We start from the raw sequence: 14,280 nt of genomic DNA, 5'->3' as shown, positions 1-14,280 counted from the left end.
ATAGAATCTATATTGTAGTCATTGACATCACTAAATTATAGTTATTAAAATTTGGTGAATTTTAATAATCACCATAAAACTACCGGAAGAGCCAATTATCTTCCTTATTTTGAGGCTTAAAAATGGGTGCTTCATCTTGGGAACTGAGAAGTAACACTTGATATTTTCCTTGCTTTTGCTGCCAACGTACTTCTAATATTGAGTTAAATAACTGTCCTTGTGGGCTGGGGAAAGTTTCATCAGGTTGTTTGGGGGTAGAATTTTTGACAGGATTGGGTTGCAGATTGATGGGATTTTGTTGTAGGCGATCGCGTATATCAGCTTCCAAGCTAGAATATTCAGAATCTTCCGAACCTAGTAGCCAAAACCCTCCCACCCGATGCGCCCAGCGTAAAAAGTAATAACTAGGTGGAGTTGAGAGTCTTTCAAGTAGTTTAATTAATTCTTGTGCAGATAGCGGTTGCTGATTTACCCCTACGAAGCACATACCGCACCTCCTGCTTGCAGCAACTTAGTCCAAGCAGCAACAGCTTTGGTAAATAAATCTGGGACACCATTTTTATCATCACCTTCCCAACGCAGCTGTACGCCAAAGTTAAAATCCATTGCTGTTAGCAAAATATCTTTTACTTCTTGTTTTTCTTGGTCGTTAGTTGGGAAATTATAAGGATTGGCGTTATCACCTCGTAAAAACTCACCAGCCCCTAAAAGATAAATCTTATCCCACGGTGTTGAACTGCCAAATGGGTAAATTTGCTTGTCGCGCAATATGCAACCAGGGTACTGCACAACAGCGCTGTTGTACTCTAGGCGGACTATACCTAAGCCCCGTGATTTAGCAAACCCAATGCCAAACCAGCCTGCATCCAAGTCACGCAACACCAATGCAATTAATCCTAACTGTGCTAGCGAAAAGTTTTTTAGGTGGATTTTGGTCTGAAATGCGCCATTGGTGCAAACTTGATAGTCAAAAGGCCCGTGTGCTACTGAACCAAATACCCTATCAATGGCGACACCATTACGTTCTTCAATTTTGACTGGTACTGAAGTATCAGGATAGGCATCTTCAATACGGAGACGGCTGGCGATCGCAATATTGCCAAATATCTGGTCAGTAAATGATGATTCTTTGTAAATTTTGTAAACTTCATCAGCAGGTAATTTCTTTTTGAATTCTTCTTGAGCTTTAATAGTTTTTTCATCCAATGGATTACTTGCCCAAATTAGTTGGGAGTCAGACTCAGAAGGTTTTTTATCGTCGCCAACAGTACGCACAATGCGTTCAGCATGGGCGCGAATTGCACCTTTAAGCGAACTCCCAGGAAGATAAATTGTGCGTCCGCCAGCATGGTAAGTTTCGACAAATTCCATCTGGGGTTTAGTGGGATCTGCACCTTCCCGACCAGATTTAATCAAAATAGGGCCATCTGGAACAATTGTCAGGTCAAGTGTGCAGTGGTTAACAAATCGCTTATGCATGATTTTGATGGGAAGAAGTTGCTGTGGTATTGGTGCGTTTATGCAGTTCGCTAGAAAGGTGATTAATAAAAGTGTCCGCCCAAGCTTTTTTTAAAGGTTGGGCATCAATATAAAAAGAAGCTGGATTGGAGTTACTATCAATCAAATTTTTGAGGTAATTTTTTACCTTCTCTGGGTCTGTTTGCTTCTTGTCATTTTCATCTCGGACATCGACCCAGTTCATCTTCTCAATTATGAGCTTGACAACTCCTAATCCACGAGAACGTCCGCCACCAAGGGGAATTTGTTCAGTTTGAAACTGGTGCAAGCCAATCATCAACATACCTAATTCCCATTCTTCAGCATTTTCAATAACTGCTTGAAATATAAATGAAGTTCCGGCTGGTACAACTTGAAAGTCATAAAGTTTACCATCACTAGCAGTTTCAGTATCTCTATCAATGGCAACGCCATCACGTTCTTGATATTGCCCAAACCAGTTTTCTTCCGGTTCACTGACTGTTAAATCACGAATTTGGAATTTGCTGGCCAGCCAGGGCGAACCAAATAGCGAAGAAACTAAATCAGTGTTGTTGATAATAAATTGGTGTAATTCTTGTTCTTTTGCTTGTGGTAATAAATTTTTATTATCCTCTTTAAATTTAGACATTCTATCTGGAGGAATCGACCAATCTGTTTCTTGGGCTGGGTTAGCAGCAAAATCAAGATGAATTCCGCGCAAAAAACTTTCCAGACGTGAACGTAACGCACCTTTGAAACTCGAACCTGGTATTAGAGGTCTACCTAAAGCATCTTTGATAACTGGTAAATCCGAACCAATTGGTTCAGATGAACGTCCCGCACTGATTCTTAAAGCTGTAACAGTTTCGAGAATACCAATAATTTCTAGACGATTTTTGAAGATTTCAAACATAATTCAGAATATTTGTATTTTGTGAAATATCTACACTATTTTTCTTTATCACTTATTTTCATTCTTAAGATATTTAAGACGACGTGAACCATAACCGAGATAACGCCGAGTTAACTCCAATTTTACATATTTTAATTTTTCGGTATACTCCACTTTCTTAACTATTTCACCAGCTTTTTGTGATAGAAAATTATCAATATCATTAATGATTTTTTGAGCCAGTGAGTTTTCTCCCTGCCCCCACTTTTTATCTCGTCCTAATTGGTATCGTAAAAAATTCTTAATAACTTCTGTGCTATCAGTTGTATCAGCAACGTGCATTAAATTTCGATATTGTGATTCTTCTAAGTTATTACATGAATCTTTGTCCTTTAAAATTTCCTCAATAGCTATAACTAAATCATCTTCTATTTGACGAATTTCTTTTTGAATTTTGAGTTCTTTATGTTGTATTTCTCTTTGCTTCTCAAATTTTTGTTGCTGTTCAGTCAAATTTGTCATACTGCATCCTCACGAAATATTTGATGAAACTCGTTGCAAATTTCCACTTGGCCAAACCCCTCACTCGTGCGATCGCCTACACCCCGCAATTCTAAAGTTGAGAGTGCATTCTCCCATATTTGCCGATTTTGAGTGCTAAATAAATAAACCGAACCTTTATTAGTTACAAGTTCAACATCTTTCATCAAACCCCAAGCGCTATTCCAACCTGAACGGTAACTGTAACTACTGTAAGCAGTGTGGAGTTGTAAGCTAGGGTCTTCCACAACTGCAAACTCCTTGAGCATTTCTGGTGAAATTACTGTGGTATGCTGCCAATTATCAGTCAAAATTGCCTCGGAGTGCAAGTTGAGTGTAAAGAAAGTGCGATTAACAATTGGGTTGGTTGTGCGATCGCTTCCATCGGGGCGTAGCCCATCGCCAAATGCCTCAGACCAGTTTTGCCAGCGTTTATCCAATGCTTGATTAAATTTATCAATGCGACTAGAAATATCATCAGGAATGAGAATTTCTTTGGCGGTAATTTTGACTCTACCTAACCCCCGTGATATCGAACCACCAAGCCGAAAAACTTCAGAATTAGCGTTGATAAAAGCAGTGATTTTTTTGGCTAACGAGTCATTCGGAATGTTAATATAACCGCGATAGACGTAGTTATCCCATGTAATATTCTTGCTCTCATTTGCAGCGATAAATGCTTCGTTGAGAACTTCAATGCTGTATAAAATATCATCACTAGATGTAGCGCGATAGCGGTTGATACCCACCCGCGTTAACAAACGACTTGTAGCAGCATGGGTGCAGTACTGCTCGTCATGTATGCTATACAAGGAATTAAAGGCTTCAACTCGCGGGTCTACCCCGTCTTCTAATGCTTTCAAGCTGCTGGGGTCATAGGGATGGTTGAATTGTTCGGCGCAAAAAGAGTCAATTAATGTATCAAATACCCCATGCCCCTTGGGTAAAAACCCTGAATTGGCTTTGGAACTAACAGCCGTTGCAGGTAAAACTTTGATGGTGTTATTTACTATTTGATGCTTATTGCCCACTTTACCCACTGCGGGGTAGGCATTTTGAAAGATGGCTGGATCATCTTCTAAAAATAAGTGTGTAAAGTCACCGCCATTAGCTGCAAGATTTTCGAGTTCCATACCAGCACGGTGTAGGATATGTTTAGCGATCGCACCACGCAGCACAGAACCTGGAATGTATTTTTCCACCTCGTTGATAGAACCGCCCGGTTTTTGTTTACCAATTGCCAAGGGTGATAATGCTGTGATGGTCAGTTCAATTCGCTTCATGCTGCACCACCGACTGAAACTTGATGATTTGCTAGATACTGCTTGGCATCCAAACTAGACCATATTGTGTCATCAGAGGATAATGTCGGTAAATTCTCCCAATGCAACCATCCCAAGCCTGTTGATTTACTACCTCCCAAAGCATTGATGTGGCGTAAGGCAGCAAAAATTAAGGGTTTTGCTAAGTCAGGACTGTCAGACTCAAAGTGACGCTGTAGGTAAATATCACCCTTAAATTCTAACTGGGCATTTGCAGGGGATGTTTCTAATAAATAGAGTTTGTTTTCTTCAGCAGTGCGGCGACGACGGTTGATCGTGACACCAGGACGAAAAACTTCTGGTAGTTCATTGGCTGGTGTTGCACAGATAAAATCATCCACAATGATGCGGGATGGTAAAATTGGGTCGCCAAAGATTTGGGATACAACGCAGTGGTAGCCTTTGTAGCCACTAACTTGATATATTTCTTGAAATTGACTCTCCACTTGTCCTACATTTGGGCAAAGTTCTGTTGCTATTGGTGCATAAAAAACTTGCCAGCCTAACGCCCGTGCGAGTTTTTCGCATTCGTGGCGTAGCCTACCTTTAATTTGAGAACCAGGAATCAGCAGTTGTCCTTGGGCGTTGCGGACAATGGGTTTATCTGCAAGTGAGCCAGATGAGCCACCTGCACCAACGCACAAGGCAGTATCAATAATTGCACTCACTCTCCAGTGTTCAGATACTCTTTGGGGAAGTGTATTCAGGTCAATCATTGCTTTACTCCTTGTTGTTGCTGTTCTCCTTGGTTAGCCGATGTTTGGTCATCTTCCACTAGAAACGGGTATAAATCTACCAAGTCGCGCCAAATAGTTTCATAGATAGTTTTTTCTGCTTCTGCATCAGATTCTTTTGGCTTTATGGACATCCAAGGGGCAAGATTACCGTGATTATTTTCATCTTTTGGTTGACACCATGCGTTCTCAAAGTTAGTTTCTAGTTCAGCTTGTCCTTGTTGCAGTCGTACCCGGAAGTAGCGATAGTTGAGGATAGCAGTATGTTTGCCTCGCTCTAACAAACTGCGAATTTGATATAGTTGCGATTTGGGAAATTTAGCATTTTTTAGGACTTCCACAGTCTGCAATAACCCTCCTAGTTCATGAAGGGTATAAGGTGAAGCGTAGAATTTGAGATTACCTTTTGTTAATCCTTCCTCGCGGAAATCTTTGATATTTGACGCAATCATGGTTACGGCTTTTAATGCTAAAAAGTCAACCGTTCCACCGTAATATTTGTAGTCGCGTTTGAGTTCTTTCGCAAGCTTCTTCGATGATTTAAGTAGTTGGTTGGTAAGTTCTTCTGCGTAATAAATGGGTGTATTTTCAGCAGTGATTAGGACACCTGCGGACATACTTAATTCACATTGCGATGTATACTCAGATGGTTTTTCGCCTTGGTAACGGTGGACTTTTTCAGGGTCGTAGGGTGTGTTCAACCTAAATCCTGGTGATTCTGATGATTCTGGTAATTTTAGTATTTCTCGTTCAAATTCTTCACCAATGGTTTTGGCAATATCTAAGGCTTTATCCGCAGGTACGATTAATAACACATCATCGCCACCAATAGTAATAATTTCAAAGGGATAAATCCACTGACCATTACGGTAAGCGTTATCTGGGTCATTGAGATGATTGAGTTGGCGGGGTTGAAGATGTTTTTTCAGGGCAATGTAAACAGAATTCTGCGTTGCATCTAAAACTTGTTTACTAAACTCGCGGTATTTTTCTGGTGTACGGATGTGCTGACGCAGATAGCCACCCATATTGTTGCCGTCGGCGTAAATATAACCGACAAAGCCGCGAGGCGTGCTAACGTTACCTATTTCTCGTAATGATAGGGCTTCTGTAACTTTATAAGGTTTTAGTGTTTGATTTAATGCTTGATAATATTCTTTTTTGCTATCTGACTTTTTCAGAAATAACTTAAACTTACTTACCCAACTACGGACATTATCAGGTTTCCATAGTTCATAGTCTTGCGACAGTCGGCGAAATCCAAAGTTTTCGTTATACCATCCCTGTCGCAGTTTATCGCGTTTGCTGCGCTGCCCGACGATTACTTTTCGTGCTAAAGCATCAGAAAAACTAGGCGTTCCCGGTAAATCCGTTTCTGCCACAGCAGATCGATTGTCAGTTTCATCCCGTTGTAAGTAGGGATGAGTTTCAAACATCGGTGGGTAGGAACGACTCTGACGTTCTGCGTTTGGTGATACATTCCCGTTGCGACGGTGGGTAAATTGGTTGGCAAGTTTTCCCACAAGTTCATTAAAATTCTTGCGTTGCCAAAATTTCTCTTCTAGGTCAGATTCACTTGATTGGTCAAAATAAGCTTCAATGATGGGATTGCTTTGTTTTTGCTTGTATTCCTCAATCCACAGCGTATTTTCAATTGGGTTTTGCAACAACCCAAAGCGGAATTCTAAAAGGCGGAAAGTGTCACTAACAGCGCAGGAGTTGGCAGTCAGAGTTTCGTGAGTGTAGCGTTTTTCAATTGCATTGGCGAGTTGATGAACAAATGCCGCAGGGCAGAAAGCAAGAATGCTGCCACCTGTGGAGTAGATAATCAGTTCGGGAATTAAAGCTTGTCTTAATTCGGCGAATTGGTTATTATTCAGCCACTTTCTCATTTGCTGCGATCGCTTGCCTTCCCCAAAAAAACCGGGAATATCATCAAGGTTAATACGGTCAAGTAAAGCCGAGGCACCACGAATATCGTTCAGTTTCGCCGCTTCAAAAACATATTGTTTAATCTTTGTCGCACCACCATAAACCAAGCCAATACGCGTTTTATCTTCCCAAAGTTTTAAGTAATCCTCTTTTTCCTTTAACTCATTGAGTGTTTTAGGGACATAGTCTTTAGGAATATCGTAGAGTCGTTGTGCTTGTTGAACAACAGATTCCGTACTTTTTGGTACAACCTGCTCTTTTGGCAATGCTTGTCGCATTTGATGCAACGCACTGAGTTCATCCTGATTGAGATTGTGCTTTTCGCCCCAAGCAAGACACCAGGCTAGTGCAGTAATTGTACGCGTGCGGGAATCTTTTGTCATAGGCTTAAATCAAAGCAATGAGTGATGAGCATCAACCTGTCAGTAGTCTGATTTTCCGCAGAGAGGGTCTGATAAACAGTAACTTTTTTATCTTTTAAATATCTACACTATTTCATACTCCGTTTCCAGTCACTAATGAAAAAATACAAAAATTTTTTCTCTGGGGGCAACTAACATCCCCTCTACTTGTACTCCAGAACAGTATTTGAAAAAATAAGCCACCCTCCAAGAGTGGCTCAAAGTTTTATCCAAGAATTTTAATCACAGGTCGAAATATTGGTGCAGATGCTTGGTTCGTCCGGTGACTCCGCCCAAGTCCCTGAATTGCGTTGTCAGCCCTCCAACCAGCTTCTAGGAAATAGTGCGATCGCATCTGTTAACTTTTGCTCACCAGACTCATTATTCTCAATTAGTATTAGTATCTGATGGTTTCTCTGCTGTTGGTTGTTGTCGTGGGCTAATGAATTCGGTCTTAATTGGTTTTCCTATTGTCTTCGGAGGTTGTGGTTTATCTTCTGTGGGTTGTGAGTTATTATTGTCGCTCATGTTAATTTATCTCCTTTATAGGTTTCATCATTTGGCTGTTTTCAAGATTTCTTCCTGAAAGTGGATCAAGCAAGAAGTTCTTCTAATAATTATGACTCCAAACAATGTAATCTCAATTCCGTAATCCTGTGTGAAATTTTGCTCCCACTCCGAAAAACTATAGTATGTGCCTGCCTCAAGCACATTCCTTTAAGTAACCCCGTATATGATTGAAGCTGCAAACGCTTATTTGCTAAGATTTTCAGTGCGACAACATTGAAACAGGGCAACTTCTCATCACCATGCCAATATCTACAATCGACGATCAAGATGCAGCAGCTATCGAAGCCGCCAGAGTTGGGGTTGCAATATGCGATCGCACCGCCTGGGGACGCATCAAAGTGTCTGGCGACGATCGCCTCAATTTCTTACACAACCAAAGTACTAACAATTTCCAAATACTCAAGCCAGGACAAGGTTGTGATACAGTTTTCGTCACTTCCACAGCCAGAACAATTGATTTAGCAACCGCCTACGTGAGAGAAGACGCAGTAATCTTGCTGGTTTCGCCTAACCGCCGCCAGTTTCTCATGGAATGGCTAGATAAATATATTTTCTTTGCCGACAAGGTGGAATTATCTGATATCACACAATACACCAACACTTTCAGCCTCATTGGTCCAGGAAGCGACGCTGTTTTAGAAAAGCTGGGTATTGGCGAACTCATTGGCCAACCTTATGGTAGTCACAAAGTATATACAATTGCTCCTGCCGAGGGAGTGCGGATTGCTGTGGGTAGCGGGTTAGCTGCTCCCGGATACACATTAACTTTCCCCTATACTGATAAATCTTCGGTGTGGAACAAATTGTTAGAAGCTGGGGCAGTCGAGATGAGCGATCGCGCCTGGGATACTTTGCGAATCTTACAAGGTCGCCCAGCCCCAGATTCGGAACTCACAGATGATTACAATCCCCTGGAAGTTGGTTTGTGGCAAACAATTTCTTTTAATAAAGGTTGTTATATTGGGCAAGAAACCATTGCTCGGTTAAATACATATAAAGGTGTAAAACAACACCTTTTTGGGATACATCTCAGTGCCCCTGCGGAAGTGGGAAGTGCGATCGCAATTGGAGATGAAAAGGTCGGCAAACTTACCAGTTACACAGAAACGGCTGATGGTTACTTTGGACTAGGTTACATTCGCACCAAAGCTGGTGGCGTAGGCTTAAAAGTCCAAGTAGGAGAAACTGAGGGTGAAATAGTAGAAATCCCGTTTGTCTCTCACGAGTATCCATAATTCCTAATTGCTTGAGGTCTAAGTCCCCAGTCCCCAGTCCCCAATCCCCAGTCCCCAGTCCCCAGTCCCCAGTCCCCAGTTCCCAATCCCCAATCCCCATTTCACATCAAAATATCCTCTTTCCCATCCCATTTAGTACCTTGACAAAATTCATCTACCCAAGAAGCTAGATTACGGGCATTAGTGGTTGGTAAATTCACTTTGCTTTTCAAGTTTTGTAGTGGAATATTCTGGTGTTTACCGTTGCTTTTAAGCTCAGTAGTAATTGCTAGCGATCGCACTGGTTTACCATTACTGTTAATCTCAGTAGCAATTGCCAGTAATGCACCTACAGGGATTCGGACAGATGCCGCGTTGCTTTTGGCCTCTGTAGCTAATGCCACAGATGGCATAGTTTTAGCTTTGCTGTTAACCTCAGCAGTCATTGTCAGTGAGGTTCCTGAAGGGAGGCGTTCAAGGGGCGATGTCTGACGATAATCTGCAAAGCTGCTACGTAGTGGTTGATATTCGCTTAGAAAACTGGAGGACGGCGTTTTTACCGGAGTATCTGGAATAATTTTAGTAGCAACTGTAACTACCAGCTCAGGTTTGCGCGTACGAACTACCTCCGTTGTAGCTGTAACTGATGGCACAAGTTGATCGGTGCGTGGCGACTTGGAGTCTAGAGTCTTAGCAGAAGAATCAGGTGCAATCTTGGTAGCAGTTACAACCGATGACAGATGTTTATCCTCAGAATACTTCTCATCTGGCGACTCGTTTTCAGCTTGGCTTGTAGCCATAGAATGTTCTGATTTTATTAAACGTAACTCTTCATCAGGATTAAAGTTAAGACCTAAAGCGGTGACTATTTTATCTGGATCGTTATTCAGATCCATCATAAAAGAAAGTATTTCATCAAACTGGGGTTCCAAAACAGACAGTGTTGCCAAAATAAAACCGGACAAAGGACGGCGCAGACCATCGTAAGTGCCCCAAATTCGCATTTTGACCAACCAGGGAATATTTTGCTCGTAGTAACTCAGCCAGTTTTGTTTTAAGGATTGACGCAGCTGTTGGATATTCATTAGATGCCTCTCTTCAGTCAACAAGATTGCAGACATTGATATTTAGTTTGATTCTGGGGGATGAAACCGATAATAGAGCATCTGTTTGACTATTTGACCACCTAGCAAATGATGTTCTACCAGTAGAGATACTTCATCTGGTTGAACGCTGCTATACCAGATCATATCGGGTAATACTAGCACCATCGGCCCATTGCCACATTGTCCCAAACAGCTGCTAGCTATTACCGTTACATCAGGGATTGGCAAAGCTGCAAAAGCGGCTAATACCTTGGCTGCACCTTGCTTTTTGCAGGTGCGATTTTGACAAACCCGCACACATCTAGGAGGAGATGGTTGGTCTATTGTGGAGAAATTTGATGATTGAGTTATATTCATTTGTTTTTTGTCCTTTGTCCTTTGTCATTTGTCAAAAGTCGGAAGCTAATGACCAATGACCAATGACCAATGACCAATGACCAATGACTAATCTATTGAAAGTCCTTTTGAGGCTAGCCATTCCGGGTTAAATATCCGCGACTGATACCGAGAACCACTATCACATAAGATGGTGACAATGGTATGTCCTGGGCCTAACTGCTTCGCTAAGGCAACAGCTGCCCCAACATTAATACCTGTTGAACCGCCCATTAACAGCCCATCTTTCCTCAACAGTTGGTAAACTACCCGCAAAGCTTCTTTGTCATCTATTTGAATGGCATCGTCAGCAGGTGCGCCTTCCATATTAGCTGTGATACGACTGTTACCTATACCTTCGGTGATGGAATTCCCTTCTATCTTGATTTCGCCAGTTTTGACATAGCTATAAAGTCCACTACCCAGAGGATCGGCCACAACGCATTTAACCGCCGGATTTTGTTCTTTCAAGTACAACGACACACCAGCAAAAGTACCACCAGTACCAGTTGCAGCTGTCCATCCATCTATTTTACCATCTGTTTGCGCCCAAATTTCTGGGCCTGTGGTTTCGTAGTGGGCGCGGCGGTTAGCTAAATTATCAAACTGATTTGCCCAAATGGCATTTTCTAACTCCGCAGCGACTCTGCCAGATAGTTTGACGTAGTTGTTCGGGTCTTTGTAGGGTACAGCAGGGACGGGACGAACTTCTGCCCCTAGTGCTGTCAGTGCGTCGATTTTTTCTTGTGACTGGGTATCGGGAATGATAATTAGACATTTGTAGCCTTTGGCGTTACAAATATGGGCTAGTCCAATGCCAGTATTACCAGCAGTTCCTTCGACAACGGTGCCACCAGGTTTGAGTAGACCTTTCTCTTCTGCGTCTTCAATAATGTAAAGTGCGGCGCGGTCTTTGACGGAACCGCCAGGATTGAGAAATTCTGCTTTAGCAAGGATTTCACACCCTGTTTCTTCGCTGAAGCTGTTTAAGCGAATCAGAGGTGTGTTGCCAACAGTGCCGACGAAGCCATTTTTAATATCCATTTTGACTGTACCTGTGTGAGTATCTATAAAAATTTTGGCTGATAGCGGTTGCATGATTTGCCTGAAATCATAATAATGCTTAAATAATTCGTAATTCGTAATTCGTAATTCGTAATTAAGTTTTGTGACGGGGATTTAGACCCCGACCCAAAACTTGCCGGTTATTGAACCGGGGGATTTAAACCCACGGTACTCGGTTAATAATGCTTAAAAAAAGACAAATTTAGAACTACCTTGGTGAGGAGAGTAGTTTACCAGCGCAAGCGATCGCTGCTTGTCATTTGAAATTTAAACTTTCCATTCAAACTCTGGAATGTCTCCTCCCATCATGATGTTGCGTAGTGTTCCTATAGGTAAATCACGACTTTTGTGATATGGCACAATTACCTGAAGCTGTCGTTCAATATTTCGCCATTTGCGATGACTACCTTTTTGAGAGACTAGCTCAAACCCGTAACGTTGTAAAATCCTCTCAACTTCATCAGCATTCATCCGTCGGGTGCGGCTCATCCCACAGTAACCTCGCGTGTAAACGCACCAGGTGCTAAGTCAATTGCATCAGCATCCGTCGGGTGCGGCTCATCCCACAGTAACCTCGCGTGTAAACGCACCAGGTACTAAGTCAATTGCATCAGGCTCAAGATAAAGTGCGATCGCTTCACGAATATTTTCTAAGGCTTCTTGCTCTGTTTCTCCTGCTGAGACACAACCTGGTAACTCTGGGCACCAAACAGCCCAGTCTCCTGTTTCTAAATCTGGTTCAAGAATTACACGCCATTTCATTTGCTGTCACCACACTTTACTCATATTCAAAACAAACCCAGGTAATACCGATTCACCGCTAACAGTTGCAGGATTTTCCAAACATTCTTCTGGCAAACCAGGACGATAAATATAGACTCGGCGATGCTTGCGGTCAATTAACAAGCCTAGCTGCACTCCTGGCTCTTTCATATATTCCTCCATTTTCTCCTTCAAGGGTTTGAGGTTATCAGAAGGCGATCGCAGTTCAACTACAAAATCTGAACAAATGGGGGCAAACCTTTGCTGTTGTTCTGGTGAGAGAGCATTCCACCGTTCCAGTTTAATCCAGCAAGCGTCTGGAGAACGCTCCGCACCCGTTGATAGCTTAAATCCTGTGCTGGAGTCAAAACAAATACCTGTCCCGTCTTTTTCTGTCCAAACATACAACTGACCAGCTAAGTTGAAGTTACGATTACCTGTTTCTGAACCAGTGGAGGCCATAATTGATATTTCTCCAAATTGGTTCCGCTCAATGCGTAAGTCGCGATTAACTTGGCAAAAGTCAAAAAACTGCTCGTCTGTCATTTGCATTGAGGGAGGAATTTGCACAACTAAAGGGGATGAAAACATGGTGATTTCCTCTAGGTTTTGCTGTCTACCCGACTGGCTTTTATTTCTTAATTCTGACGCAAGTCACTAACTAAATAGCTGCTGAGATTCAAAAACAATGGCGACAATAGTCGTTTTTGCTACAAGTTTATAGAAAGCGAGTGTCTTTTATGCTAGCTGACTTCCAGTTTCAGTTTAGCAAGCTATGAAAATTAAAATAGTAATTTTACTGAGTTTATTGAATATTAATGTAAGTTAGTATACTGGATTACTAACGAGTGAATGCTGACATCTTTTCATTGTCTTAGATGGGGTGGACACCGACGACATCTGAAAAAAGAACTTGAACACCGGGAACGTTTACTACGAGAACGAGAAGTTGAATTGCGACTCCGAGAAATGGAAACTAACCTCCATACTACCGATGCAGCTTTTCATCAAACTGTGAAGCATCTCAAAGAAGTCGGGGATCTTTAGATTCATCCTAATTTCATTTCTCATTTCTGGCTGTCAAGCTAAGAATAGAATTAGGAAACTGTTCAGTGAGATTTATGCAACTGCTATCTTTGAGAAATGGCTTTTTGGCATTAACCTTTAGTGCGATCGCCTCAGCTAGTGGGTTAATCACAGGTTGTACTAGTACTGCTTCCCAGAACCAAAGCCAAGCGCCAGAAGCAAACACCACCAATGCTAATGACAAGCAGATGATGAACCACGGTGGTAGCATGATGAATCACAGTATGGGAATGGATTTAGGCCCAGCCGATGCTAATTTTGATTTACGATTTATCGACGCGATGATACCGCACCATCAAGGGGCTGTGGAAATGGCGAATGTTGCACAGGTGAAATCAAAACGTCCTGAAATCAAAAAATTAGCAGACAATATCATCAAATCGCAAAACCAAGAAATCACTCAGATGAAGCAGTGGCGACAAGCTTGGTATCCCAAGGCGGGACATAAACCAATGGCTTACAACAGCCAAATGGGGCATACGATGGAAATGTCATCTGATCAAATGAAAGCCATGATGATGAGTCAAAACTTAGGTGCGGCTGATGCTGAGTTTGATTTGCGCTTTATCAATGCGATGATTCCTCACCACCAAGGGGCTGTAACAATGGGGCAAGATGCCTTGGGTAAGTCTAAGCGCCCTGAAATCAAGAAATTAGCCCAAGAAATTATCAAAGCCCAAGATATAGAAATTAAAGAAATGCGACAGTGGCGGAAAACTTGGTACAACAAGTAATTCGTAATTCGGGATAGGTGTTTGGTTATTTCAGGAGCGCTAGGGTCGGGCCAATCTAAGGGACTTGG

General features: G+C 42.1%; 18 protein-coding genes. 3 read left to right on the top strand and 15 right to left on the bottom strand.

What is annotated here, in order from left to right; translation table 11 throughout:
- Positions 1-79: 79 nt before the first annotated feature.
- The 9 genes from V7K76_RS06925 to V7K76_RS06890 all read right to left on the bottom strand — a co-directional run bounded on the left by V7K76_RS06925 (position 80) and on the right by V7K76_RS06890 (position 7,828).
- A complete protein-coding gene (locus V7K76_RS06925) occupies positions 80-487 on the bottom strand; it encodes a hypothetical protein (RefSeq protein ID WP_334776702.1) in 408 nt (135 codons plus the stop codon).
- Complete coding sequence (locus V7K76_RS06920; protein ID WP_334776704.1) at positions 475-1,479, bottom strand: RAMP superfamily CRISPR-associated protein; 1,005 nt, start codon at positions 1,477-1,479, stop codon at positions 475-477. The genes V7K76_RS06925 and V7K76_RS06920 overlap by 13 nt, the downstream gene beginning before the upstream one ends.
- Positions 1,472-2,392: a type III CRISPR-associated RAMP protein Csx7 gene (gene csx7 / locus V7K76_RS06915; protein WP_334776705.1), complete on the bottom strand. Its 921-nt coding sequence runs from the start codon at positions 2,390-2,392 to the stop codon at positions 1,472-1,474. The genes V7K76_RS06920 and csx7 overlap by 8 nt, the downstream gene beginning before the upstream one ends.
- Before the next feature lie 48 nt (positions 2,393-2,440).
- Entirely contained in the window at positions 2,441-2,893 is a 453-nt protein-coding gene (locus V7K76_RS06910) for a hypothetical protein (RefSeq protein WP_334776706.1), read from the bottom strand.
- The gene (gene csx10 / locus V7K76_RS06905) at positions 2,890-4,194 is read right to left on the bottom strand and encodes a type III-D CRISPR-associated RAMP protein Csx10 (RefSeq protein WP_334776707.1); all 1,305 of its coding nucleotides are present in this window, start codon (positions 4,192-4,194) and stop codon (positions 2,890-2,892) included. Before csx10 ends, V7K76_RS06910 begins: the two co-directional genes overlap by 4 nt.
- Complete coding sequence (locus tag V7K76_RS06900; protein ID WP_334776709.1) at positions 4,191-4,949, bottom strand: RAMP superfamily CRISPR-associated protein; 759 nt, start codon at positions 4,947-4,949, stop codon at positions 4,191-4,193. The genes csx10 and V7K76_RS06900 overlap by 4 nt, the downstream gene beginning before the upstream one ends.
- Complete coding sequence (gene cas10, locus V7K76_RS06895; RefSeq protein WP_334776710.1) at positions 4,946-7,282, bottom strand: type III-B CRISPR-associated protein Cas10/Cmr2; 2,337 nt, start codon at positions 7,280-7,282, stop codon at positions 4,946-4,948. The genes V7K76_RS06900 and cas10 overlap by 4 nt, the downstream gene beginning before the upstream one ends.
- 244 nt (positions 7,283-7,526) lie before the next feature.
- Entirely contained in the window at positions 7,527-7,655 is a 129-nt protein-coding gene (locus V7K76_RS34565) for a strawberry notch C-terminal domain-containing protein (RefSeq protein WP_334776711.1), read from the bottom strand.
- A gap of 32 nt (positions 7,656-7,687) precedes the next feature.
- Positions 7,688-7,828, bottom strand: a complete 141-nt coding sequence (locus V7K76_RS06890) for a hypothetical protein (RefSeq protein WP_334709200.1) — start codon at positions 7,826-7,828, stop codon at positions 7,688-7,690.
- 281 nt (positions 7,829-8,109) lie between these two features.
- Between V7K76_RS06890 and ygfZ the strand changes: the two genes are divergently transcribed.
- Positions 8,110-9,105 carry a CAF17-like 4Fe-4S cluster assembly/insertion protein YgfZ gene (ygfZ, locus tag V7K76_RS06885; protein WP_334776713.1) on the top strand — a complete coding sequence of 332 codons (996 nt, stop codon included), beginning with the start codon at positions 8,110-8,112 and terminating at the stop codon, positions 9,103-9,105.
- Between the two features lie 101 nt (positions 9,106-9,206).
- Here ygfZ and V7K76_RS06880 read toward each other — a convergent pair whose 3' ends face one another.
- The 6 genes from V7K76_RS06880 to V7K76_RS06855 all read right to left on the bottom strand — a co-directional run bounded on the left by V7K76_RS06880 (position 9,207) and on the right by V7K76_RS06855 (position 12,983).
- Entirely contained in the window at positions 9,207-10,169 is a 963-nt protein-coding gene (locus V7K76_RS06880; protein ID WP_334776715.1) for a DUF5331 domain-containing protein, read from the bottom strand.
- Between the two features lie 42 nt (positions 10,170-10,211).
- Positions 10,212-10,547 (bottom strand): (2Fe-2S) ferredoxin domain-containing protein, encoded by a 336-nt coding sequence (locus tag V7K76_RS06875; RefSeq protein ID WP_334776717.1) that lies wholly within the window; start codon positions 10,545-10,547, stop codon positions 10,212-10,214.
- A gap of 87 nt (positions 10,548-10,634) precedes the next feature.
- Positions 10,635-11,609, bottom strand: a complete 975-nt coding sequence (locus V7K76_RS06870; RefSeq protein ID WP_334776729.1) for a cysteine synthase A — start codon at positions 11,607-11,609, stop codon at positions 10,635-10,637.
- Positions 11,610-11,897: 288 nt separating this feature from the next.
- Entirely contained in the window at positions 11,898-12,119 is a 222-nt protein-coding gene (locus tag V7K76_RS06865; protein WP_334776718.1) for a type II toxin-antitoxin system HicA family toxin, read from the bottom strand.
- A 69-nt stretch (positions 12,120-12,188) separates the two neighbouring features.
- The gene (locus V7K76_RS06860) at positions 12,189-12,392 is read right to left on the bottom strand and encodes a type II toxin-antitoxin system HicB family antitoxin (protein WP_334776719.1); all 204 of its coding nucleotides are present in this window, start codon (positions 12,390-12,392) and stop codon (positions 12,189-12,191) included.
- Between the two features lie 6 nt (positions 12,393-12,398).
- Complete coding sequence (locus V7K76_RS06855; RefSeq protein WP_334776720.1) at positions 12,399-12,983, bottom strand: Uma2 family endonuclease; 585 nt, start codon at positions 12,981-12,983, stop codon at positions 12,399-12,401.
- Positions 12,984-13,244: 261 nt separating this feature from the next.
- On the opposite strand from V7K76_RS06855, the gene V7K76_RS06850 reads away from it, so the two are divergent.
- Both V7K76_RS06850 and V7K76_RS06845 read left to right on the top strand, forming a co-directional pair.
- The gene (locus tag V7K76_RS06850) at positions 13,245-13,439 is read left to right on the top strand and encodes a hypothetical protein (RefSeq protein ID WP_334776722.1); all 195 of its coding nucleotides are present in this window, start codon (positions 13,245-13,247) and stop codon (positions 13,437-13,439) included.
- A 74-nt stretch (positions 13,440-13,513) separates the two neighbouring features.
- Entirely contained in the window at positions 13,514-14,212 is a 699-nt protein-coding gene (locus tag V7K76_RS06845) for a DUF305 domain-containing protein (RefSeq protein ID WP_334776724.1), read from the top strand.
- Positions 14,213-14,280: the final 68 nt, after the last annotated feature.

The sequence above is a fragment of the Nostoc sp. genome, assembly GCF_036917975.1.
Lineage (GTDB): Bacteria > Cyanobacteriota > Cyanobacteriia > Cyanobacteriales > Nostocaceae > Nostoc.
Note: the sequence above shows the minus strand (reverse complement) of the source record. Positions and strands in the feature narration are given on the sequence as shown.